The sequence below is a fragment of the Nonomuraea sp. NPDC005650 genome, assembly GCF_040605375.1.
Taxonomy (GTDB): Bacteria; Actinomycetota; Actinomycetes; order Streptosporangiales; family Streptosporangiaceae; genus Nonomuraea.
In genome coordinates, this window is sequence record NZ_JBEXCR010000023.1 from 184245 (window position 1) to 206360 (window position 22116).

Sequence of the window (22116 nt, forward strand, 5' to 3'; positions counted from 1 at the left end):
CCTGCCACGTGGACGGCACCCGTCGCGCCGACTGCCTCATCGTGCCGGCCGCGCGATACTGCGCTGGAGAGGGATCCCTGGCACGGTGAGTTCCGCAGGCGTGGCGTGACCGGAGAGGGCGAGCATGCACGGGTGCCGACAGGCTGACGTACGCGTTTCGGTGCTGGACACCTCACCCATCGTGCAAGGTTCCACACCCAGGCAGGCGCTGCACAACACGGTGGATCTCGCGATCCTGGCCGACACACTGGGCTACCACCGCTACTGGGTTCCCGAACATCACAGTATGCGCGGCGTCGCCAGCTCTGCCCCCGCCGTCCTCATCGGCCACCTCGCGAACGCCACGCGGCGCCTCCGCGTCGGCGCGGGCGGGGTGCTGCTGCCCAACCACGCCCCGATCGTGGTGGCCGAGCAGTTCGGCACGCTGGCCGCACTCCACCCGGGACGGATCGACCTCGGCCTCGGCCGCGCGCCGGGCGGGTCCAAGCCGGCCGCGGACGCGGTCCGTCCCGAGAAGGAGCGGACCGCGAAACCTTTTCGCCGGCAGCTCGACGAACTCCTCGACTACCTCAACCCGCGCGAAGACGCGCAGGTCAAGGCGATTCCCGTCCTGGGCGGCAACGCTCCGCCGGTCTGGCTGCTCGGCTCCTCGACCGCCAGCAATGATCACGGTCGGCCTGCGGAGGGCTGCCGGTAAGGCCGATGTCGTGGCGGCCCAAGGCGGGTGCGTCCGTCGGTGGCTCGCCCATTGAATTGCGCACATATGTCGTGTTTGTATGAACACGTGGACCGTTTGAGAGCCATCATGAACGCCTTGCGCACCAACGACAGCGTCTCGGTCGCCGAGCTGGCCGCTGAGCACGGTGTCTCGGAGATGACCATCAGGCGCGACCTGGACGAGTTGGCCCAGCAGGGGGTCGTGCGCCGGGTCAGGGGAGGGGCGCTGTCGCTGCTGCTGCGCGGCGAGGAGCCGCCGTTCGGCGTACGGGAGCGGGAGGCGGTGGAGGCCAAGCACCGCATCGGCGCGGAGGCGGCGGCCCTGATCGCCGACGGGGAGGCGGTGGTGCTGGACGGCGGCACGACCGCGCTGGAGGTGGCCCGTGCCCTGCATGACCGCCGCCTGACCGTGCTGCCGCTGGCCCTGCAGTCGGTGTCGCTGCTGGCCTCCGCGCCACGCGTACGGCTGGTGCTGCCCGGCGGCGAGGTACGCCAGGGCGAGCTGAACTTCATGGGCCCGCTGACCGAGAACTCGCTCAAGGCGTTGCGGTTCGACACGGCGGTGATCGGCTGCTGCGGCCTGTCGGCCGAGCACGGGCTGACCGCGCACGACCTGCCGGAGGTGGCGGTCAAACAGGCGGCCATCGCCTCGGCGCGGCGGGTGATCGTGGCGTGCGACTCGGGCAAGTTCACGCGTACGGCCTTCGGCGCGGTGTGCCCGATCTCGCGGCTGGACGTGGTGGTGACGGACTCCGGCATACCGGGAGAGGAGCGCGACGCCCTGATGGCAGCAGGGGTGACGGTCAGGGAGGCCGGGTGAGAACCGCGTCCGGCGGCCTCCTCAAGCGTGAGCGTACGGCGGTCTACCTGCTCTTCTTCCTGGCCGGCACGGCCATGGGCACCTGGACGGCCCGCATCCCCGCCATCAAGGAGCACCTCGGGCTGGGAGACGGCCAGTTCAGCCTCGCCCTGCTGGCCATCGCCGGCGGGGCGATGGCCGGGATGACCGCGGTGGGCCGGCTGGTCGACCGGCACGGCAGCAGCCGCGTCATGATCCCGGCCGCTCTTCTGCAGGGCGTCGTGCTCGTGCCGCCCGCCTCCGCCCCGGGGCTGTGGGCGCTGGCGGGGACGCTGCTGGCGTTCGGGGCCGTGCACGGGATCCTCGACGTGGCCATGAACGCCAACGCGGTGGAGGTGGAGCGGGCCTACGGGCGGCCGATCATGTCGTCGTTCCACGCTGTCTACAGCATCGGCGGGTTCGCGGGCGCCACGGCGGGCGGCCTGTTCGCGCATTTCGACCTGTCGGCCGCGGCCACGTTCGCGTCGATGGGGGTGGTGATCGCGCTGCTGGCGACCTGGGCCGCCCGCTGGGCCCTGCGCTCGGTCCCGTCCGCCGCCCAGAACCCGGCCTCGGATCCGGGCTCCGGCGGGTCTGACGCGCGGCCCACGGGGATCGTCTTCCTGGGCGTGCTGGCGTTCTGCTGCCTGGTGGGCGAGGGCGCCTCGGCCGACTGGAGCTCGGTCTACCTGCGCGAGGACCTGGGCGCCTCGCCGGGGTTCGCAGCCGCCGGGTATGCCGCGTTCTCCATCATGATGACGGCGGGGCGACTGCTGGGCGACCGGCTGGCGGCCAGGTTCGGCGCGGTGCCGCTGGTGCGCTGCTGTGGGCTGCTGGCCGCCGCGGGGCTGGGGCTGGCGTTGTTGGGCGGGCATCCGGTGGCGGGGGTGATCGGGTTCGGCTGCTTCGGGGCCGGGCTGTCGTGCATCGTGCCGCAGGTGTTCTCGGCCGCCGGCCACCGCAATCCCGCCTTCGCGGGCCGGGCTCTGGCGCGGGTGGCCTCCATCGGATACTTGGGGCTCCTGTCGGGGCCGGTGTTCATCGGGGCCGCGGCCCAACTGGCCGGACTGCCCCTCGCGCTGGTCATCCCGGCGGTGCTGGCCGCCTTCGTCGCCCTGACGGCCACGGCGCTACGCACCCGTACGCCTGTCCGCTGACGCCGCCCGTCCGGTCGTCCTTGCGTCAGCCGGCGTACAACGACCCAGTGAATCTTCCGCGCAACATTTGACAGTTTCGCCGGAACATGCTCTCTGAATTATCCCTCCGAGCGCATTGAATTGAATTTGTCAAATCGACTCGACAAAGGCTTTGGCGGTCGAAATGAAGGGTTATCTTAAATGCATGGAATTTCGTCGTCTCGGCCGTAGCGGCCTGTCCGTCAGTGCGATCTCCTATGGGCACTGGCTCGCGTACGATGCCCCGGACCAGGAAGAACGCGCGCGGGCGTGCGTCGCGGCGGCGCTGGACGCGGGCATCACCACGTTCATCACCGCGGACGCGTACGCGAACACCGCGGCCGAGTCGGTGCTCGGCCGTGCGCTGAAAGGACAGCGGCGGGAAAGCCTGGAGATATCCACGAAGGTGTTCTGGCCCACCGGGCCGGGCGGGCCCAATGACAATGGCCTTGGCCGCAAGCACATCATGGAGTCGGCGCGCGCGTCGCTGCGGCGGCTGGGCACCGACTATCTCGACGTGTATCAGGCGCATCGATTTGACCGGACGGTGCCGCTGGAGGAGACCATGTCGGCGTTCGCGGACCTGGTCCGGCAGGGCCATGTGCTTTATGTCGGCGTCTCCGAATGGACGGCCGAGCAGATCACGAGGTGCGCCGCGCTCGCCCGCGAACTGCGCGTGCCGTTGGTCTCCAACGAGGCGCAGTACAGCGCGTTGTGGCGGGTGATCGAGGCCGAGGTCGTCCCGGCGTGCGAACGGGAAGGGCTCGGCCAGCTCGCCTGGTCCCCTGTCGCGCAGGGCGTGCTGACGGGCAAGTACCGGCCGGGACAGCCGCCGCCCGCCGGGTCGCGCGGCGCCGACGTGAGCGGCGCGGGCAGTTTCATCCAGCCCTTCCTGCGCGAGGACGTGCTGGTACGCGTCCAGCGGCTGCGTCCCCTGGCCGATGAGGCCGGGCTGTCGCTGGGACAGCTCGCGCTGGCCTGGGTGTTGCAGCGCCCCAGCGTGGCTTCGGCGATCATCGGGGCGTCGCGGCCCGAGCAGGTGCGGGAGAACGTCAAGGCGGCCGGCGTCCGGCTCGACGACGAGCTCATGGGGCGCATCGATCAGGTGCTGGACGACGTCGTCGAAACGAACCCGGCGCTGACCACGAGCCCGTGAAGCGCACTCGGGAGCAGGGCGAGCGGAATCGCGCGGCCTCAAGAGCCGGGAACGGGTCGCCGCAGGGCGCCGGCGCGTGCGGCGGCGAGCGTGACGCGGACCGCCTGGTCGGCCGTCGTCTCGTCGACCGGTTCTGCCGTGATGAGCAGGCGCAGGTAGATCGGCGCGGCCAGGGTCTTCAGCAGCTCGGCGGAGTCGGTGCCCTGGGGAAGCTCGCCGCGCTCGACGGCGCGCGTGACCACCGGTTCGGCTCTGGCGAGCCGGTCGTCGAACACGTGGCGCCGGGCCGCGGCGATCTCCGGGAGGTGCGCGGCCCCGGTGAGCATGGCGGCGAGGACGGCCTGCCCGGTCGGGCTGGTGAACGCCTGGACGAGCGAGCGCGCCAGGGCCCGCAGGTCGGTCTCGATCGCCCCGGTGTCGGGCACGGGGATGTCCATCGCCATGTGCTCGGCCAGGGCGTCGGTGAGCAGGCTCTCGCGATCCTTCCACCGCCGGTACACCGTCGTCTTGTGGACTCCGGCGCGCTGGGCGACGTTCTCGACGGTCAGCGCGGCGTAGCCCTTGTCCACGAGCTCGGCGAGCGCGGCGGCGTGGACGGCGGCGCGTACTTTGGCGCCGCGGCCGACCGGCCGGGCGGAGGGGTGATCGGACTGCATTGCAACTCCAAGTTGCGATATCTGTGAGGCGGGTGACAGGATGAATGTATCGCAACTATAAGTTGCGATCGTCTGCGTTCCCTAGGTGGCACATCATGCGCAAATCTCCTCCCTGGACCCTCCATGCCATGCCCGACCAGGCCGGGCGCGTCGCCGTGGTGACCGGGGCCAACAGCGGCATCGGCTACGTCACCGCCCGCGAACTCGCCCGCCTCGGCGCACACGTCGTACTGGCCTGCCGCGACCCCGAACGCGGCCAGGCAGCCCTCGCCCGCATGCGCGGTGAGGTGCCCGGCGCTCACCTGGAGCTGCGGAGAGTGGACCTGGGCAGCCTGGCCTCCATCCGGCAGTTCGCCGGCGGATGGGACCGAGGCCGCCTCGATCTGCTGGTCAACAACGCCGGGGTGGCGATGGTGCCCTACGCGCTGACCGCCGACGGGTTCGAGTCGCAGTTCGGCGTCAACCATCTGGGCACCTTCGCCCTGACCGGCCTGATTCTTCCGCACCTGCTCGCCGCGCCCGAGCCGCGAGTGGTCACCGTCAGCAGTGAGGGGCAGCGTTTCGCCCGCTTTGACCTGGAAAACCTCAACGCCGAACGCCGCTACCGCGCGGCGTTCGCGTACGTGCAGTCCAAGCGGGCCAACCTCTACTTCGCCACGGAACTGCAGCGCCGGGCCGACGCCGCCGGGCTGGAGCTGCGCAGCATGGCCGTCGCGCCCGGGCTCACCCGCACCAACGTGCTCACCGGCGGCGCCAACAGCGGCAGGGGACGGCTGTACGCGACTCTAACGCGCCTGCTGGTGCGCGCGGCCTTCCGGCCCACCCCGGAGGGGGCGAAGACCTCGCTGTACGCGGCGACCGTACCGGACCTGCCCGGCGGCAGCTACATCGTGCCCGACGGGCCGCTGCAGTTGCGCGGCGAGCCCACGCGTCGTGCTCGCGAGCGCGCCATCCGCGACCCGGACACGGCCGCTCGCCTGTGGCAGCTCTCCGAACGCCTGACCGGAGTCACCTACGAGCTCTCCGTCCCCACCGGAGCACGCCTGCGGCGCGAATGACGGGGGAGCGGACCACTTCACCTACCCGACCAGGCCGAGGAGACCAAGCCCCCACGGCGGCTACCCGTTGCCGCGCACTGGTGGCACGTCCTCAGGGCTGTCCCAGCCGGAGACGAACCAGCGGGCCTCGCCGGTGGCGGGATCGTACGACCGCCGTCTGAGCGCGCCGATGTCGGCGCCGTAGACGTGGATCCCGACGGTGGGTTCGCCGCCGACAGCCGCGACGGCATGGACGTCGTCGTCGGTGGTGCAGCAGATGGTCACCTGCCCCGGCGCCCACCACGTTTCGCCGGCCGGCGTCAGCGGCGCGCTCACGGCGGACGCCGCCGGCTTGAGGTACCGGATCTCGTGTTCGACTCCCGCGTAGATGCCGGCGACGCCCCACGTCTCGTGCGAATGCACGTTGGTCCGCTGACCCACGTTCCAGACCACGGACGCCATCGACCAGCTGCCGCCGGGAGCGATGTGGAGCGGATACGTCACGTGACGCGCGGACGATGATCGCGTGACCTCCGGCGGAAGCCGGTAACCGCCGGCCAGGAGCGCCGACAACAGCTCGGCGACCCGCGCCGTGATCTCGTGCTCGTCGTCGGTGCCGCTCACCACGAGCCCCACGTCGTGGATGAAGACCTGCAGGCGATCAGGCTCCATGGCGCTCTCCTGCGCGTAGTGCCACTACGTCGATCATGACGATGCACCCGGCAAGATCCGGTACCTGAGGTGGGTGACGCCGGGCGCCTCGACGGCCCGAACCTGCTCAAGCCGCACATCCGCGTCCCCGAGGTTGTCGAAGAGGCGGGAACCGCCGCCGAGCAACACCGGAACGACGTGCAGTTCGAGCTCGTCCAGCAGTCCCGCCGCCAGGTACTGCCGAGCGACGTGGCCGCCGCCCCACAGCATGACGTCCTTGCCGCCGGCGGCCTTCTTCGCCTGCTCCAGCGCCGACCCGATTCCGCCGGTGACGAAGTGGTACGTGGTCCCGCCCTGCATCTCCACCGGATCACGCGGGTGATGGGTCAGGACGAACACGGGGTAGTGGAAGGCCGGGTTGTCGCCCCACCACCCCGTCCACGGCTCATCGCCCCAGGCGCCACCGCCGATGGGGCCGAACATGTTCCTGCCCATCACCCCGGCGCCGATGTTGCCGATCGACTCCTCGAACACCGGGGTGCTCTCGTTCACCTCGCCGCCCTGCTCGCCGTGGGCCCGGCGAAAGGCGGCCAGCGGAACCACCCAGTCGTGGAGCCGTTCGCCGCCCTCGCCGAGCGGGTTCTCCTCGCTCTGGTTCGGGCCGGCGACGAAACCGTCCAGCGAGATCGAGATGTGACACCTGAGCTTGCTCATCGTGCCTCCTCAGTCGGCTCGGCGCCGCTGTCCGGCGCCCTCACCTGAGAGCATGGCCGGAGATATAGATGACGTCTAATGGCAATATTGCGAGAATTACATCGATATTCTCGATATATGCTCAGCCTGGTCCACCTCAGGGTTCTGGCCGCGGTGGCGCAACACGGGTCCGTGACCGAAGCGGCGAAGGAACTGCACTATTCGCAGTCGTCGGTGAGCCACCACCTGGCGCGCCTGGAAACGGCCACCGGCGTCAAGCTCGTCCAGCGCGTCGGCCGTGGGATCCGATTGACCCCGGAAGGACGACTGCTGGCCGGCCGGGCCACCGAAATCCTGGGACGGGTCGACGCGGCGACCAACGAACTGGCAGCACAGGCCGGTCTGCAGGCGGGGCGGGTTCGCCTGGCCGCCAACGCCTCGCCGCTGAGCACGATCGTGCCGAAGGCGGCCGCCAGGTTGGAGCAGGCGTACCCAGGACTTGAGCTGATCCTGATCGACCGTCACCCGGTCGAAGCCTTACAGCTGCTGCGACAGGGCGAGATCGACGTCGCACTCATCTTCCGGCACGCCGGCGCCCCGGTCGAGGAAGAGGAAGAGGGATTCCGCCTCGTCCACATCGGCGACGACCCGATCTACCTCGTAAGCCGGCGACCCGACGACAGCATCGCGAACCATCGCCACTCCGCCTGGATCGGCGGCTGCGAACGGTGCCAGGACGAGCTGACCACGCTGTGCCGGCAAGCGGGTTTCACTCCACGCATCGCATCGCTCAGCGACGACATGGTCGTCGTGCAAGCCCTCGTCGCCGCCGGCAAGGGCGTCACCACCCTGCCTGGCCTCGCCCTGCAAGCCCACCGCCGACCCGACATCCACACCACCGAACTCACCGGCTTCACCCGCCGCCTCTACGCCGTCACCTACGGCGATCCACCCGACCCACCCGCCACCATCGCCCTGATCCAGGCCATCCAAGACTCCACCCGGTAGAAACCCGGTCCGGAGACCGGGCCGGCCGCCTGCGGTGAGGTGTCACCGCAGGCGGCAGCACGCTGCCACCTACAGGAAGAGCTCACTCATGCGCACCATTTACGCCGTCACCCATCCGGAGGCGACGCACCACATCGAGGGGGTCGTCGGCGGCTGGCATGATTCGCAGCTGACGCCGGCCGGCCTCAGCGCGGCGGCCTCCATCGCCCAGGCGCTGCGGGTCCAGATCCCGGACGGCGCCGAGGTGGAGCTGTTCTCCTCGGATCTGCAACGCACCCGGCAAACGGCCGAGAAGGTCGCCGAGCTGTTCGGCGTGACACCGATCCAGGACCGCAGACTGCGGGAGAAATCCTACGGAGAGGCGGAGGGAAGGCCACAGGAATGGCTGGACCAACGATTCGTCCCGCCGCCGGCTACCGGGGAGCGGTTGGAACACGACGAGGGCGTCGAGGGCGCCGAGACCAAGGCGGCGTGGGCGCAGCGTGTCTACGCGGCCATGGACGAGATCCTGCAGCGCCCCTGCGAACACCAGATCATCGTGACGCACGGTGGCTCCCTGACAGTCGTCGTGGCGTCCTGGATCAAGATGCCGATCAAGGCGGTCGGCCACGTCTCTTTCCGGGTGCGCTCCGGCAGCATCACCACGCTGCACGAAGACGACTTCTTCCACAACCGCACGGTCGTCAACCTCGGTGACACCCGCCATCTCGACTCCGCCGCAGCCGGCTGACCTGGGCGGGCAGTAGAAGGCGTCGATGCCCGCCCACCTGCGGAAGGCCACCCACCGCTCCGACTCCACCCGGCGGCGGGTCCCGCCCGGCTCACCTCGACGCGGCGGCCGTCTGCTCGGCCCGGTTCGGTCAACGGGCTGTTTCGAGGAGGCGGCGCAGGGCGGCGTGGCCGGGAGGGCCCCAGGTGGGCTTGCCGCCGGGGCGGCCGTGGATGCCCGCTTCGCCGATGAGGATGCCGCTGAGGGCCAGCAGTACCGCCCAGCCGCGGGCGCGACGCAGGGTCGCGGCGTCCGGGGCCGGGTCGTAGGCGTCATGGAAGCGGTCGGCGGCGCCGTCCGGCAGCAGTATCCAGGCGGCGGCGAGGTCGCAGGCCGGATCGCCCGCGCAGAGGTCGCCGAAGTCGATCACGCCGCAGAAGGTGCCGTCCGCGGTGACGACGTTGGCGGGATGCAGGTCGCCGTGGAGCCACAGGGCCGGGCCCGCCCAGTCGGGCGCGGCGACGGCGTCTTCCCAGACCGCGCGGACGGCGTCCGGGTCGGAGATCAGCCCCAGGGCGGTGGCGGAGGCCAGCAGCTTGCCGAAGTGCTCGGAGCGCCCGGCCGGCGGCCTGCCGCGGCCATGGCCGCCGGCGGGAGCCGTGTCGGGGGCAGGCCGGTGAAGAGCCGTCAGGAACCCGGCCAGGGCGTCGGCCGCTTCCGCGGCGCGCGTGGCCGGGGCGTGGTCGGCGGGCGTGCCCGGCACCCAGGTGGTGACGATCCACGGCCGCGGGAACCGCCCGGAGGGCTCGCCGAGGCGCTGTGGGACCGGGACCCGCAGCGGAAGGTACGGTGCCAGCGCGGGCAGCCAGGCGTACTCCTTGAGCAGCAGCCCGTCCGCGAGCTGCGTCGCCCAGGGCAGCCGGACGGCGAGGTCGTCGCCGAGCCGCCACAACTGGTTGTCCCAGCCCCGCGCGCCGAGTCGCAAAGGATGATCGGCCAGGTCGGGGTGCTGGTCGCGCAGGAGTTCCCGGACCAACTCGGCGGTGATCTCGATCTCGGTGTGGGTCATGCCGATCAACGGTAGCCGGGCGGCCCTTACCCGGTTCGGGGTTCTCGCCGCCGCCCCTCGTCGGTGCCGTTCTGGTCGCGCGGGGCTGCCGCGCGGGGCGGCCACGTCGTGCCCAGCTCGGCGACGAGGATCTGCAGCAGGCCGGGAAAGTGCCGCTCGAGGTCCGTCCTGCACAGCCGCAGCGTGCTCCCGTTGCCGTGATCGCGCTGTGTGACCAGGCCCGCCTCCCGCAGCACCCGGAAGTGATGGGTACGGGTGGCCTTCGTCACCGGCAGGTCGAACGACCCGCAGGCGCGCTCCCGGTCCTCGGGGTCGGCCGCGAGCTCGGCCACCATCCGCCGCCGGGAGTCGTCGGCGAGCGCGGCGAACACCTTGCCGATCTCCATGCCCTCCCCCTTCAGGTACGGCTTGCATCGTACCTCGACACCCGGCTAGCCTCCACAGGTATGAACATCGTCATACCTGAAGGAAACGGCCCCATCGGGATCTACGGATTCGCCCGCCCGCGTCCCGAGCGCGCCGAGGACCTGGAACGGCTGCTGCTGTCGTTCGTGGAGCCGACCCGTGCCGAGCCGGGCGCCTGGCAGTACCAGGTTCACCGCGACGCGTCCGACCCCACCACGCTGGTCTTCTACGAGCTGTGGCGCTCCAGGGACGACCTGCGCGACCACCTCGCCCAGCCCGGCCTCGCCGAGTTCCAGCAGACTCGCATGGAGTACCTGCGCGAGGACCTGGAGATCCACTGGCTGACGCCCCTCAGCGCGGACGCTCCGGCCGAGCCCTCGCGAGAGGATCTTCCGCGGGCGGCCGCCGGAGGCCGTGATGGTCAATCCGGCCGCGGCCTTCGTCGTCCCTTCCCCGGGTGATCCATTGAGCACGTTCTCACCGCTGATCGAGGAGGTCGGCCGGTCCGGCGCGCGGCTCGTCGGAGCCGCGGCCGCGCTGACCGACGACCAGGTACGCGCTCCGTCGGCGCTCCCCTCCTGGACCCGCGGTCAGGTGCTCGTGCACCTCGCCCGCAGCGCCGACGCCTACACCTGGCTGCTGCGCTCGGCCCGCGGACACCCCGATCCCGGCAGCAGACCGAACACGGCTCCACCTGACCCAGCCGAGACCAGGGCCGAGAGCGGGGCCGAACTCGCCGCCGACGTGCGCCACAGCCTGGTGTGCTTCGTCGAGGAGGCCGGCTCGACGCCCTCCGACGCCTGGAACCGGCTGGTCACGGCGCTGGCGGGCTGGCGGCACCCGGCCTGGTTCACCTTGAGGCGGTGCCTGCGCGAACTCGAGACCCACCATGTCGACCTGCGCTGCGGCTACCGCACGGCAGACTGGCCGGCCTCATACGTCAGGTGGGCGCTCGACGACACGCTCGCCACGCTGAAGGCGCGGCGGTTCCCCCTCGGCTCGGCCGAGGCGGTCGATTTGGGTCACCGCTGGGAGCTCACCCCCGGTGGGCCCGCAGTCTCGGCCCCCGGGCACGTGCTGCTCGGCTCGCCGGCCGCACGCCCGGCCCCGGCGAGAACCTGCCGGTCCCGCCGCCCTGGCCGCAACCGCCCACCCCCGGCTGGGGCCGCGCACGCCACCCCTGACGGGTACGGTCGGGGACAGCGTGCGCAGGCGCCGAGGGCAATGCCGTACGGCCTCGTCGACCGGGCTCGAACCGGCGTCCACCCGGTCCCGAGCCGGGCGCTCTACCACTGAGCTACAACGAGGTCCGGCCATCGCCGACCGGGCTCGAACCGGCGTCCACCTGGTTGAAGAGCCAGGCGTTCTACCACTGAACTACGGCGTGACCGGCTCCAGTCTCCTGGGCGCCGCCCGGTGCGCGCCACCCCTTTTATCCGGGATGGTCCTTCACCGGCAGGTCGCTGAGCACGACTCCGGACCGCAGCCCGTGCCGGGCCTCGGCGGCGAGCTCCTGCTTGACGGGCCCGCCGCTGAACACTCCGGCCCGGCGCAGCAGCGCCGCCCATACCGGGTCGCCGATGGTCACGCCGTGGACCAGCTCCGGCGTGGGCCGGAACACCGCCGTGGCCCGCGGCGGCGCGGGCGCCGTCCAGCCGGAGGCGGCAGGGTCGAGGCCGGCGCGGCGGCAGGCGGACTCGACCTCGGCGCGCGTACAGGTCGCGGTGCCGTCGAGCACCGCCCACGGCGGCGGCAGGGTCGCCCACACCTTCGTGTTGGGATCGACGTCGCCGCCGGAGGCGCGGTGCCAGGCGGCCAGGTCGGCGGCCATCAGCCGCATCACCTTGCCGGGACATGCCGCGTCCAGCAGTTCGAGGGCGTTCAGCGCGGTCAGGCAGGACAGCCAGCCCGCGCGGGCGGCGTTGTAGGCGACGGCCAGGTTGTTCCAGGTGGTGGAGTCGTGGCCGCGCCGGACGATCATCGTCTCCCGGTCGGCATCCGGCTGCCAGCGCTCGCGCAGCATGGCCGCGCTGTGCCGCAGGACCGACGACCAGCGGCCGAGCAGCAGGCCCCGCTCCTGCTCGCTCAGGTGCTCCAGCACGTCCGGGCTGGTACGCACCTGGGCGATCATCCACCAGTCGGAGCGGCTCGCACACCGATCCAGCAGCAGCGACGCGATCTCGTCGAACGGATTGTCCCGCCCGGCCAGGCTGAACTCCCTGCGCAGCTTGCGGCGCGCGGTGTAGTACGCCACGAAGCAGGCGGCGTCGACGTCCGCGGCGAACCGCTTCAGCGGCACCTCCGCCGCGAACCCGGTGACCCCGACCATGAGCAGGTGCCGCTTGTCCTGCTCGACGGCCAGGGTCCCGGCCTTGGCCGCGACCCTGCGCAGCATCCGGAAGCGCCGGTTGTACTGCCGCTTGGAGAGGTCCATCCCGGCCGCGTCCCGGGCCTGCCGGTTGAGCCGGTCGGCCAGGAAGTCGCTGCGCTCGGGCGCCCATTCGATCGAGCGCCCCATGCTCGCGGCGAACTCCAGCAGCGACTCCGGATCGTCCGGATCCACCTCCGCCGACCGCCCGAACAGCCGGGTGGCCGCCGCCACCTGCCGTGCCCCGCCCACCGGGCGGGCGTAGTCTCCCGACATGGAGGAGAACCACGCCGCGCCTCGCGAGGAGTGCTTGGCCGCGCGTTCCAGCACCACCCGCTCGCGCCGGGTCAGCCGCCCCTCCAGCGCCTGCAGCACCAGGTCGGCGACGTCTTCCGGGCGGTAGCGGCGATCCAGCGAGCCGTGCAACTCGATCATGATCTCGCGATGGGATCGCGGCCGCGGGTTGCGGTTCCTCATGGGCTCCATGATTGCCAGATCCGGCGCGGCGATCGACTGGTTTATCCCGATCCGACCCGCGACCTCGAGGCGGGCCAGGGGAGCGGGGGTGGCCATCCGCCGTAACCTGCGGTGGTCGGCGCCGTACGCGGTGAGCATGCTCCCAGGGACGCGGCCTTCCGCACGGATTATTCGGTGGCGCTCGTGGGGGTCGGTTGACATGGTGACGGGATGGCGGAGTCATCGGGTAGGGCGTTGCCGGTCGATTACGACGCGGATCCGGGCCGCTTCGCGTCGAACCGGCTGGCGACGGCCCGGTTCGGGGCCGGAGACGTGCATCCGATGGTCGCGGCCCGGTTCACGGAGGAGCGGGCCGCTCCGGTGCTGGACGCCGCAGGCGGGACCGGGTGGCTGGCGAGCTTGCTGGCCGATGCCGGAGTTCCGACGGCGGTGGTCGACCTCGCGGCGCACGTGATGCAGGCGCCTCGGCCTGCGGTGCGCGGCGACGTGCGGGCGCTGCCGTTCGTCGACGAAGCCTTCGGTGCCGTCGCGGGCCTGTGGATGCTGTATCACTTCGACGACCCGGTCGCGGTGCTCAGGGAGCTGCACCGGGTGCTACGGCCAGGTGGCCTGCTGGCGGTCTCGGCGCCGAGCCGGGCCAACGACCCGGAGCTGTCGGCGGTCCTGCCAGGGTGGGGACAGCCGCTGAGTTTCGACGCCGAAGTGGGGCCTGCCCTTGTCGGGGAGGTGTTCGAGGTGGTGGCTGTGACGTCCTGGGACGAGCCGCTCGTGCACCTGCCCGACAGGGAGGCCGTCGCCGTTTATCTACGCGGCCGGGGTCTGCCGGAATCAGCGGCCCGTGATGCTTCCTACGGCATCGATGCGCCGCTGCGGGTGACCAAAAGAGGGTCGCTGGTGTGGGCGCGCCGCTCTGCACGGTAGAGACTTGCGCCGCCGATCCGGCCCCGATGTCCGGGTTGTCCGCCGTGGTCTCCCTCGTCGGCCGGGCGCCTGTCGGATCGTGCCGGCGGGATCGCCGCCGTCGGCCTCGCCGGCGCGTCACGGGCCGCCCTGCTCCTTCCGATCGCCGTCCTCCTCTTCGGTGACGCGGCGATCCTGCCTCGCCGCACCGCGCCCGAGCTCGAAGGCGGGGAGCAGCAACACGGGCCACCCGCCCACCGGCGTCGCAAGCGGGCGGGTGGCGACGCGTCAGGCGTACGGGTCGAACGGGATGCCGGCCGGCTTGGCCTTGGCGAGTTCCCCGTTGAACGAGGAGTCCCTGAGCCCGAACTGGGCCGAGCCGAAGTCGTGCGCGACCAGCCGGTCACGGAAGCCGGGCGGGTAGTCGTCCCAGCCGATCAGCGGCGGGAACTGCCACGAGCCCTTGTGGTTCTCCGGCTGCTCGTCGAAGCCGGCGAAGCGGAAGGCGTGGGTGGAGAGCCCGTCCTTGTGGTAGATGATCTTCGGGTGGGTGCCGGTCTCGTCCCAGGCGACCTGCGAACGCGGGCGGATGCTGTAGTTGCCGTGCGCCGAGGCCGTCACGTACTGTCCGTAGTCGCCCTGGACCCACACCACGACGTGCTCCCAGTCGTGCCGGTGACCGCAGCACCCGGGCAGCGCCTGGTCCTTCTCGAAGTAGAGCGCGTACACGTACGCGCACCAGCCGTTGTTGCACTTGGAACGCGAATAGGAGTTGGTGTTGTCGAGGTCGGACGCGTCATGGCACTGCCCGTTGACCGCGCCGCCCAGGGCCAGCCCGGGGGCGATGGTTCCGTCGCGGCCGATGGCGGGAGTGGGGTAGCAGCCGTCCCCGTCATAGTCGAAGGCCGGCTGGTGCGTACGGTCGGTCCAGGGGGCGGCCCAGTCGAGGGCGGTGGGCGGTGCGGCGTAGGCGACGCCCGGGACGGCCACGACGATCGCGATGGCGGCGATCAACACGCGTAAGGCGAACGACACCTTGCGCCTGCGTGGTCTGTCTTGCGGCATGGCTGATCTCCTCGTCGAGTTGGGGGTGATGCGACAGGGAGGAACGGCCCGAAGATCTCGACAACGGAGTTGACTGTGGATCTTTCGGGGCGGTCATGCCTCTATCAGACGACGGCCGGCCCGTGCTCGTCCAAGGCTTTCCGGCGAACAGAACGCGGCCAACGTGTTTACCGCGATATCGGGGCCCGGCGGCCGCGCGGTCGGTGATCAGCGCTCGGGGGAGGGGGCGGTGTGGCGGGGGATGTGTCGGATATTTCGCTATTACCACGACAACCTCTTGACGTGGGCCGACGTGCATGGGGTACATTCCTCGGCAACCGTCTGGGAAGTTCCCAGACAGTAGGGAGGCCCAGGTGGAACAGCGTGCCGGCAGCCCCCAGCTGTTGCGCCGGATCAACGACCGCGCCGCGTTGCTGGCCCTCCTCGACTGCGGCCCGTTGACCCGCCTGGAGCTGGAGTCACAGATCGGGTTGTCGAAACCGGCGACGGCCGACCTGCTGCTCCGGCTCGAAGAGAGCGGGCACGTACAGCGGGCCGGTTTCCGGGAGGGCGGGAAGGGGCCGCGGGCGCAGCTCTGGGCGGTCAACGGCGCGCTCGCCCACGTGGCGGCCGTCGATCTCACCCCGCGGCTGCTGGACATCGCGGTGTCCGACATCCGCGGGGAGATCGTCGCGGAGTACCGGTACCGTCCCGACGCGGAGGCGGACCTCGGTGTGGAGGATCTGCGTCGTGCGGTCTCCGCCGCCGCGGGCGAGGTCGGCCTGGGCGTCGAGCAGTTGCACACGGTCGTCGTGGGGCTGCCCGGATCGGTCGACAAGCGTACGGGGCACCTGCGCTTCGCGCCGCACCTGCCGGCCTGGCAGGGCTTCGACGTCCTCGACCGGCTCTCCGGAGCGCTCGGCACGTCGGTGGAGGTGGCGGTCGAGAACGACGTGAACCTGGTCGCCCTCGACGAGATGGCGGTCGGCAGGGCGGTGGGGGTCGAGGACTTCGTACTGCTCTGGATCGGCCGGGGCATCGGCGCCGCGGTGGTCTCCGAGGGGCGATTACTGCGGGGTGCCTCCGGCGGCGCCGGCGAGATCGACTGGATGCCCTGCCCGCAGCCCGGCGTGACAGGCGCCCACCGGGTCGGCGACGTGCTCGGCACCAGGGCGGTGACCGCGCTGGCTCGCGAGTACGGCCTCGCCGCCGACGACCTGGACAAGCTGCTCGCGCAGGATCCCGGCCCGGACCGGGACGCCCGCGCGGCCTTCCTGCGCGAGCTGGCCCGCCGGGTCGCGCTGGCCGTGGCGGGCGTGGTGTCGGTGGTCGATCCCGAGCTCGTGGTCCTCACGGGCGACGTCGGCCGGGCCGGCGGCAGCGCCCTGTGCGATCTGGTCACCGAGGAACTGGGGCAGCTCGTCCTGCCCCGGCCGGCGATCCTGCCAAGCCTGGTGACCGGGAACCCGATCCGCTCCGGCGCGCTGCGGCTGGCCTTGGCCGGGGCGCGCGACGAGGTCTTCGCCATCTCCTCCTGATGGCCGCCTCCACCCCCTTCGACCTGGCCATGGCGGCCGGTCGGCAGCAGTTCACCCCCCTTGGAGGATTTCCATGCGACGAATCGGTGTCGCGGCGGCGTGCGCGGTGCTCGCGCTGCTCGCAAGCGCGTGCGGGGCGGTAGAGACAGGGTCGTCGGGTACGGCCGCCGCGCCCTCCGCCGACGAGAAGGTGTCCCTGTCCGTCTGGAGCAAGTTCAGCGGTCGCGAGCTCGGCGTGCTCCAGAAGGCGCTGGACGGTTTCCACGCCAAGCACCCCAACATCACCGTCAACAACCAGGGGAGCCAGGACGACGACAAGGTCGCCCAGGCGATCAGAGGGGGCAACCCCCCTGACGTCGCCATCTCCTTCTCCACCGACAACATCGGCCAGTTCTGTTCCAGCGGCGCCTGGCAGGACCTCAAGTCCTACATCGCCCGCGACAAGGTGGACCTGAACCTGCTTCCCGCCGCCACCCGCACGTACACCGAGTTCAAGGGCACCCGGTGCGCGATGCCGCTGCTCGCGGACGTGTACGGCCTCTACTACAACAAGGCGATGTTCGCCAAGGCCGGCCTCGACGGGCCGCCGAAGACGATGTCGGAGCTGTTCGAGTACGCCAAGAAGCTGACGGTCCTCAACCCCGACGGCTCCATCAAGGTCGCCGGCTTCGTGCCCACGGTCGGCTTCTACGCCAACCACGTGCAGATGTGGGCGGCGAACTGGGGCGCCCAGTGGACGGGCCAGGACGGGAAGTCCGCCCTCGGCGCCGACCCCCAATGGCAGGCGATGCTGGAGTGGGCCAAGAAGTTCACCGACTTCTACGGCAAGGACAAGCTGGCGAAATTCACCGCCGGCCTCGGCCAGGAGTACTCACCGGACCACGCCTTCGAGAAGGGCCGGATCGCCATGATGATGGACGGTGAGTTCCGCACCGCCTTCATCGCGGCCGAGGCGCCCGAGCTGGAGTACGCCACGGCTCCGTTCCCGGTCGCCGACAATAGGCCCGAGCTCTACGGCGGCGGCTACACCACGGGCACGATCATCGGCATCCCGAAGGGCGCCAAGAACGCCGGCGCCGGCTGGGAACTGGTCAAATACCTGACGACGGATCCCGCTCCGCTGCAGGAGCTGGCCCACGGCCTGAAGAACGTCCCCTCCACGATCCCCGCGCTCAAGGATCCGGAGTTGCAGGGCGACGCCCACTTCAAGACCTTCCTCGACATCTTCGCCAACCCCAACCTGGCCACGAACCCGGCCAGCGCCAACGGCGGCGCCTACCTCAAGACCACCGAGGACTTCGCCATCGCCTATCAGGGCGGCGGCGTCCCCGACCTGAAGGCGGGCCTGACGAAGACGGCCACGCAGATCGACGCCGACGCCCAACTCGGCAGCTGAAGACCATGACCGCCACACCGCACGCGGCCGGATCCGCCCTCATCGGGCGGTTCCGGCCCCGGCCGGGACACTGGATACGGCCGCTGGTCTTCATGGCCCCGGCGCTGGCCGGCCTGGCGCTGTTCTTCGTCTACCCGCTCGGCGCCCTGGTCTTCTACTCCTTCACCCGCTACGACCTGCTCAACGACCCGGTGTGGGTCGGGCTGCGCAACTACGTCCACCTGCTGGCGGGCGATCCGCTGGCCAGGAAGGCGGCCTACAACACGGTGTGGCTGGTCGTCGTCATCACCGTGCTCCGCCTGGTCTTCGCCACCGGCGTCGCGGCCGTGCTGGCCCGCGTCAGGAGCGGCGCCGGGCTGTTCAGGACCCTGGTCTACCTGCCCGCGCTGGCCCCGCCGGTGGCGGCGACCCTGGCCTTCACCTTCCTGTTCAACCCGGGCACCGGGCCGGTGAACACCGTGCTCGGCTGGTTCGGGATCTCCGGCCCGCTGTGGTTCAGCGACCCCGCGTGGGCCAAGCCCGCGCTGACCCTGCTCACCCTGTGGGTCTCGGGCGAGCTGATCATCATCCTGCTGGCGGGGATGCTCGACGTGCCCGCCGAGCTCTACGAGGCGGCCGGGCTGGACGGCGCCGGGCCCGTACGGCGGTTCTGGCACATCACGCTGCCGTCGATCGCGCCCGTGCTCGTCTTCGGGGTGATCAACTCCATCATCCTCGGGCTGCAGTACTTCACCCAGGCCGTGGTGGCCGCGTCGGTGGCCTCCGGGTCGGCCGACATCGCCGGGAGCCGGCGGGTCATCGGCTATCCGGACAACTCCACGCTGACCTTCCCCGTCTGGCTGTACCAGCAGGGATTCCACTACTACAACATGGGCTACGCGTCGGCGATGTCGGTCTTCCTGTTCGTCGTCTCGACGCTGTTCACGGTGATCTTCGTACAGCGTCTGCGCCGCGCCTCCCACGCCGAGGAGATGAGCTGATGGCCGTCCTCACCGCCCGCAGCGCCGACCCCGGCCAGGCGGCCCCGGACCGGACGTCGCGGCGCCGGCGGCACCGGCGCGGCCTCATGCGCTGGATCGCGGTGCACAGCATCGCGCTGGCGATCGGGGCGATGTTCGTCCTGCCGCTGGTCTTCGTCGCGCTCACCGCGTTCATGTCGGATCGGCAGGCGCTGACGGCCGACCTGTGGCCGCGCTCGTGGCACCCGCAGAACTTCGCGGAGGTGTTCCGCGCCGCGCCGGTGCTGACGTACCTGGTCAACAGCATGCTGTATTCGGTGCTGGCCACGGCGGGGATGCTCCTGTCGAGCGTGCCGGCCGCGTACGCGCTGGCCCGGATGCGGTGGCGGGGCCGCCAGGCGGTGTTCCTGGTGGTGATCGCCGCCATGATGATCCCGCCGCAGGTGCTGTCGGTCCCGCTGTACGTCCTGTGGGCCCGCCTCCACCTCACCGGCACCCTGTGGCCGCTGATCCTGCCGTACTTCCTGATCGACGCGTTCAGCATCTTCCTGCTGCGGCAGTTCTTCCTCACGGTGCCGCAGTCGTACCTCGACGCCGCCCGGGTGGACGGCTGCGGCGACCTGCGCGCGCTGCTTCGCGTGCTCCTCCCGATGACCCGGCCCGGCATCGCCGCCGTGTCCCTGTTCTGTTTCATGTACACCTGGAACGACTACTTCGGGCCGCTGCTGTATGCGGGGGAGAACCCGGACCAGTGGACGCTTTCGCTGGCGCTGGCCTCGTTCCGGGGCGCGCACCAGGTGCAGTGGAACCTCACCATGGCCGTGACCGTGGTGGTCATGCTGCCCGTCATCCTCCTTTTCGTGTTCGCGCAGAAGTCCTTCGTCCGAGGCATCACCTTCACAGGAGTAAAGGGTTGAAACTCACCGTCGTCGGGGGCGGCTCCACCTACACCCCGGAGCTGGTCAGCGGGATCGCCGATCGTCATGCCGCCCTCGAGATCGAGGAGATCGCGCTGGTCGACCCAGACCTCGACCGTCTGGAGGTCGTGGGCGGGTTCGCCCGCCGCCTCCTCGATCGGGCCGGTCACCCGGCCAAGCTGCGCCTCACCGCCGATCTGGAGGCCGGCGCGGACGGGGCGGCCGCCGTACTGCTGCAGTTGCGCGTCGGCGGGCAGCGCGCCCGCGCGGGCGATGAGACGGTGCCGCTGGAGTGCGGCTGCGTCGGCCAGGAGACCACGGGCGCGGGCGGCCTGGCCAAGGCGCTGCGCACGGTGCCGGTCGTCCTCGACGTGGCCGAACGGGTGCGGCGCGTCGCCGGCGACCAGACCTGGATCGTCGACTTCACCAACCCGGTAGGCATCGTCACCCGGGCGCTGCTCGACGCCGGTCACCGCGCGGTGGGGCTCTGCAACGTCGCCATCACCTTCCAGCGCTGGGTGGCCGGGCTGCTCGGCGTCGCCCCTGACCGGGTCGCCCTGGAGCATGCCGGGCTGAACCATCTGACCTGGGTACGCGCCGTGCGGGTCGACGGGGTGGACGAGCTGCCCCGGCTGCTGGCCGAGCACGGCGACCGGCTCGCCGACCACGTCGGGCTGCCCGCCGCGGTGATGCGCAGGCTCGGCGCGGTGCCGTCCTACTACCTGAAGTACTACTACCGGCACGACGCGGTCGTGGCCGAGCAGCGGTCCCGCCCGTCACGGGCCGAGACCGTGGCCGGCATCGAGGACGGCCTGCTCGAGCTGTACCGCGACCCCGGCCTGGTCGCCAAGCCGGCGCTGCTGGAGCAGCGGGGCGGCGCCTACTACTCGGAGGCGGCCGTCCAGCTCGTGGCCTCCATCCTGAACGGCAGGGGAGACGTGCAGGTGGTCAACGCCCGCAACGGCTCCACCCTGCCGTTCCTGCCGGCCGACGCCGTGGTGGAGGTCCCCGCGCGGATCACCGGCGAGGGCCCCGTACCGCTGCCGTCGCCCCCGCTGCCGCCGGCGATCGCGGGGCTCGTGGCGCACGTCAGCGCGTACGAGAGCCTGGCCCTGGAGGCGGCGCTGCACGGCGGGCGGGACCGGGTGTTCGACGCGCTGCTGGCGCATCCCCTCATCGGGCAGATCGACCAGGCGGAGACCCTGGCCGACCGGCTGGTCTCGGTCAACCGCGACTTCCTGCCGTGGGCGGCGGCGTGATCGACGCGGTGCTGGCGCTCGACGGCGGCAACTCCAAGACGGACGTCCTCCTCGTCGCACCCGACGGCACGGTGCTGTCCCAGGTGCGCGGCCCCGGGGCGTCGGCGCAGCGGGTGGGCCTCGCGGCCGGCGCCGCCACCCTCGACGCGCTGGTCAGGCAGGCGGTGGGCGAGTTCGACCCGGCGCTGCGGGCCCCGTACGTCCGGCACACGGCGGCGTACCTCGCCGGAGTCGACTTCGGCCGGGAGCAGCAGGCGCTGACGCGGGCCCTGGCCGAGCTGAACTGGTCCGAGCGGATCACCGTCGACAACGACACCTTCGCCCTGCTGCGTGCCGGCGCCCCGCGCGGGCACGGGGTCGCGGTGGTCTGCGGGGCGGGCATCAACTGCGTCGGCATCGCGCCCGACGGCAGGACGCTGCGGTTCCCGGCGATCGGCCGGCTGTCCGGCGACTGGGGCGGCGGTCTGTTCCTGGGCGACGAGACGTTGTGGCGGGCGATCCGGGCCGAGGACGGCCGCGGACCCGACACCGCGCTGCGCTCTCTCGTGGCCGCGCACTTCGGGGTGTCCTCCGTGGTCGAGCTCGCCGAGCAGGTCCACTTCGGGGAGGTCCCCAGGACCCGGCTCCAGGAGCTCAATCCGCTGCTGCTGGCGACCGCGGGCCGCGGTGACGCCGTGGCCAGGAAAGTGGTCGATCGGCTGGCAGAGGAGGTGGTCCTGCTCGCGTCGGCGGCGCTGCGCCGGCTGGATCTCCTGGACGTCCCCGTCGACATCGTGCTCGGGGGCGGCATCCTCGCCAGCGGGGACGCGTACCTGCTCGACCGTATCCACGCGGGCTGCGCCCGTACGGCTCCGAAGGCGACGCCTCGCGTGGTGGACGTGCCACCGGCCGTCGGCGCCGCGCTGCTCGGGCTGGACGAGCTCGGCGCGAGCGCCGACGCGGAGGACCGCCTGCGCGACGGCTACCGCACCGGCGCCGCGGGTCGCGAGCCCTAAGAGCTGTTTCTTAGATCAGGTGCGGAGCCAGATGATCAGGGCTGCCAGGGTGATGGTGCCGTGAAAGATGTAGGCGCGTTTGTCGTAACGCGTGGCCACGGCCCGGAAGTTCTTCAGGCGGTTGATCGCCCGTTCCACGACGTTCCTTG

Annotated in this window: 23 protein-coding genes, 2 tRNA genes and 1 pseudogene; 16 read left to right on the plus strand and 10 right to left on the minus strand. The window is 71.2% G+C overall.

Annotated features, from left to right (window positions below):
• Nucleotides 1–124: 124 nt before the first annotated feature.
• The 4 genes from ABZS69_RS36205 to ABZS69_RS36220 all read left to right on the plus strand — a co-directional run bounded on the left by ABZS69_RS36205 (nucleotide 125) and on the right by ABZS69_RS36220 (nucleotide 3886).
• Entirely contained in the window at nucleotides 125–697 is a 573-nt protein-coding gene (locus ABZS69_RS36205) for an MsnO8 family LLM class oxidoreductase (RefSeq protein ID WP_355379956.1), read from the plus strand.
• A 66-nt stretch (nucleotides 698–763) separates the two neighbouring features.
• Nucleotides 764–1537 carry a DeoR/GlpR family DNA-binding transcription regulator gene (locus ABZS69_RS36210; RefSeq protein ID WP_355379958.1) on the plus strand — a complete coding sequence of 258 codons (774 nt, stop codon included), beginning with the start codon at nucleotides 764–766 and terminating at the stop codon, nucleotides 1535–1537.
• A complete protein-coding gene (locus ABZS69_RS36215) occupies nucleotides 1534–2712 on the plus strand; it encodes an MFS transporter (RefSeq protein ID WP_355379960.1) in 1179 nt (392 codons plus the stop codon). Before ABZS69_RS36210 ends, ABZS69_RS36215 begins: the two co-directional genes overlap by 4 nt.
• Nucleotides 2713–2896: 184 nt before the next feature.
• Entirely contained in the window at nucleotides 2897–3886 is a 990-nt protein-coding gene (locus ABZS69_RS36220) for an aldo/keto reductase family protein (protein ID WP_355379962.1), read from the plus strand.
• Nucleotides 3887–3924: 38 nt separating this feature from the next.
• On the opposite strand, the gene ABZS69_RS36225 is transcribed toward ABZS69_RS36220, so the two are convergent.
• Nucleotides 3925–4542, minus strand: a complete 618-nt coding sequence (locus tag ABZS69_RS36225) for a TetR/AcrR family transcriptional regulator (protein ID WP_355379964.1) — start codon at nucleotides 4540–4542, stop codon at nucleotides 3925–3927.
• A gap of 95 nt (nucleotides 4543–4637) precedes the next feature.
• Between ABZS69_RS36225 and ABZS69_RS36230 the strand changes: the two genes are divergently transcribed.
• Nucleotides 4638–5600 (plus strand): oxidoreductase, encoded by a 963-nt coding sequence (locus ABZS69_RS36230; RefSeq protein ID WP_355379966.1) that lies wholly within the window; start codon nucleotides 4638–4640, stop codon nucleotides 5598–5600.
• Between the two features lie 60 nt (nucleotides 5601–5660).
• Here the strand turns inward: ABZS69_RS36230 and ABZS69_RS36235 are convergent, their stop codons facing one another.
• Both ABZS69_RS36235 and ABZS69_RS36240 read right to left on the minus strand, forming a co-directional pair.
• The gene (locus tag ABZS69_RS36235) at nucleotides 5661–6251 is read right to left on the minus strand and encodes a hypothetical protein (RefSeq protein ID WP_355379968.1); all 591 of its coding nucleotides are present in this window, start codon (nucleotides 6249–6251) and stop codon (nucleotides 5661–5663) included.
• Between the two features lie 33 nt (nucleotides 6252–6284).
• On the minus strand, nucleotides 6285–6944 hold the full coding sequence (locus ABZS69_RS36240; protein WP_355379970.1) for a dihydrofolate reductase family protein: 660 nt from the start codon (nucleotides 6942–6944) through the stop codon (nucleotides 6285–6287).
• Between the two features lie 117 nt (nucleotides 6945–7061).
• Here ABZS69_RS36240 and ABZS69_RS36245 point away from each other — a divergent pair, with 117 nt between their 5' ends.
• Both ABZS69_RS36245 and ABZS69_RS36250 read left to right on the plus strand, forming a co-directional pair.
• Entirely contained in the window at nucleotides 7062–7931 is an 870-nt protein-coding gene (locus ABZS69_RS36245) for a LysR family transcriptional regulator (RefSeq protein WP_355379972.1), read from the plus strand.
• An 88-nt stretch (nucleotides 7932–8019) separates the two neighbouring features.
• Nucleotides 8020–8661 carry a histidine phosphatase family protein gene (locus tag ABZS69_RS36250; RefSeq protein ID WP_355379974.1) on the plus strand — a complete coding sequence of 214 codons (642 nt, stop codon included), beginning with the start codon at nucleotides 8020–8022 and terminating at the stop codon, nucleotides 8659–8661.
• Nucleotides 8662–8791: 130 nt separating this feature from the next.
• On the opposite strand, the gene ABZS69_RS36255 is transcribed toward ABZS69_RS36250, so the two are convergent.
• A complete protein-coding gene (locus ABZS69_RS36255; protein WP_355379977.1) occupies nucleotides 8792–9709 on the minus strand; it encodes an aminoglycoside phosphotransferase family protein in 918 nt (305 codons plus the stop codon).
• Between the two features lie 26 nt (nucleotides 9710–9735).
• Entirely contained in the window at nucleotides 9736–10095 is a 360-nt protein-coding gene (locus tag ABZS69_RS36260) for an ArsR family transcriptional regulator (RefSeq protein WP_355379979.1), read from the minus strand.
• 60 nt (nucleotides 10096–10155) lie between these two features.
• On the opposite strand from ABZS69_RS36260, the gene ABZS69_RS36265 reads away from it, so the two are divergent.
• Together ABZS69_RS36265 and ABZS69_RS36270 are read left to right on the plus strand one after the other, a co-directional pair.
• A complete protein-coding gene (locus tag ABZS69_RS36265; RefSeq protein WP_355379981.1) occupies nucleotides 10156–10575 on the plus strand; it encodes a putative quinol monooxygenase in 420 nt (139 codons plus the stop codon).
• Nucleotides 10532–11176: pseudogene (locus ABZS69_RS36270) on the plus strand (maleylpyruvate isomerase family mycothiol-dependent enzyme); the annotation flags it as partial. The gene ABZS69_RS36265 and the pseudogene ABZS69_RS36270, both read left to right, overlap by 44 nt.
• Before the next feature lie 173 nt (nucleotides 11177–11349).
• Here ABZS69_RS36270 and ABZS69_RS36275 read toward each other — a convergent pair.
• The 3 genes from ABZS69_RS36275 to ABZS69_RS36285 form a co-directional block, all read right to left on the minus strand.
• Nucleotides 11350–11421 (minus strand) — tRNA-Pro (locus ABZS69_RS36275).
• Nucleotides 11422–11427: 6 nt separating this feature from the next.
• A tRNA-Lys gene (locus tag ABZS69_RS36280) sits at nucleotides 11428–11501 on the minus strand.
• A gap of 45 nt (nucleotides 11502–11546) precedes the next feature.
• Nucleotides 11547–12959: a hypothetical protein gene (locus tag ABZS69_RS36285; protein WP_355379982.1), complete on the minus strand. Its 1413-nt coding sequence runs from the start codon at nucleotides 12957–12959 to the stop codon at nucleotides 11547–11549.
• 210 nt (nucleotides 12960–13169) lie between these two features.
• Between ABZS69_RS36285 and ABZS69_RS36290 the strand changes: the two genes are divergently transcribed.
• Nucleotides 13170–13880 carry a class I SAM-dependent methyltransferase gene (locus ABZS69_RS36290; RefSeq protein ID WP_355379984.1) on the plus strand — a complete coding sequence of 237 codons (711 nt, stop codon included), beginning with the start codon at nucleotides 13170–13172 and terminating at the stop codon, nucleotides 13878–13880.
• A 267-nt stretch (nucleotides 13881–14147) separates the two neighbouring features.
• On the opposite strand, the gene ABZS69_RS36295 is transcribed toward ABZS69_RS36290, so the two are convergent.
• Entirely contained in the window at nucleotides 14148–14924 is a 777-nt protein-coding gene (locus ABZS69_RS36295; RefSeq protein WP_355379986.1) for an NPP1 family protein, read from the minus strand.
• A 353-nt stretch (nucleotides 14925–15277) separates the two neighbouring features.
• On the opposite strand from ABZS69_RS36295, the gene ABZS69_RS36300 reads away from it, so the two are divergent.
• From ABZS69_RS36300 to ABZS69_RS36325, 6 genes are all read left to right on the plus strand, one after another.
• Nucleotides 15278–16441 carry an ROK family protein gene (locus ABZS69_RS36300; RefSeq protein ID WP_355379988.1) on the plus strand — a complete coding sequence of 388 codons (1164 nt, stop codon included), beginning with the start codon at nucleotides 15278–15280 and terminating at the stop codon, nucleotides 16439–16441.
• A gap of 73 nt (nucleotides 16442–16514) precedes the next feature.
• The gene (locus tag ABZS69_RS36305; protein ID WP_355379991.1) at nucleotides 16515–17837 is read left to right on the plus strand and encodes an ABC transporter substrate-binding protein; all 1323 of its coding nucleotides are present in this window, start codon (nucleotides 16515–16517) and stop codon (nucleotides 17835–17837) included.
• A gap of 5 nt (nucleotides 17838–17842) precedes the next feature.
• On the plus strand, nucleotides 17843–18817 hold the full coding sequence (locus ABZS69_RS36310; protein ID WP_355379994.1) for a sugar ABC transporter permease: 975 nt from the start codon (nucleotides 17843–17845) through the stop codon (nucleotides 18815–18817).
• On the plus strand, nucleotides 18817–19713 hold the full coding sequence (locus ABZS69_RS36315; RefSeq protein ID WP_355379996.1) for a carbohydrate ABC transporter permease: 897 nt from the start codon (nucleotides 18817–18819) through the stop codon (nucleotides 19711–19713). Before ABZS69_RS36310 ends, ABZS69_RS36315 begins: the two co-directional genes overlap by 1 nt.
• A complete protein-coding gene (locus ABZS69_RS36320) occupies nucleotides 19710–20972 on the plus strand; it encodes a 6-phospho-beta-glucosidase (RefSeq protein ID WP_355379998.1) in 1263 nt (420 codons plus the stop codon). Before ABZS69_RS36315 ends, ABZS69_RS36320 begins: the two co-directional genes overlap by 4 nt.
• On the plus strand, nucleotides 20957–21967 hold the full coding sequence (locus tag ABZS69_RS36325) for a BadF/BadG/BcrA/BcrD ATPase family protein (protein WP_355380000.1): 1011 nt from the start codon (nucleotides 20957–20959) through the stop codon (nucleotides 21965–21967). The genes ABZS69_RS36320 and ABZS69_RS36325 overlap by 16 nt, the downstream gene beginning before the upstream one ends.
• Nucleotides 21968–21982: 15 nt before the next feature.
• On the opposite strand, the gene ABZS69_RS36330 is transcribed toward ABZS69_RS36325, so the two are convergent.
• A partial coding sequence (locus ABZS69_RS36330) for a transposase (RefSeq protein WP_355380011.1) occupies nucleotides 21983–22116 on the minus strand: 134 nt, incomplete at its 5' end.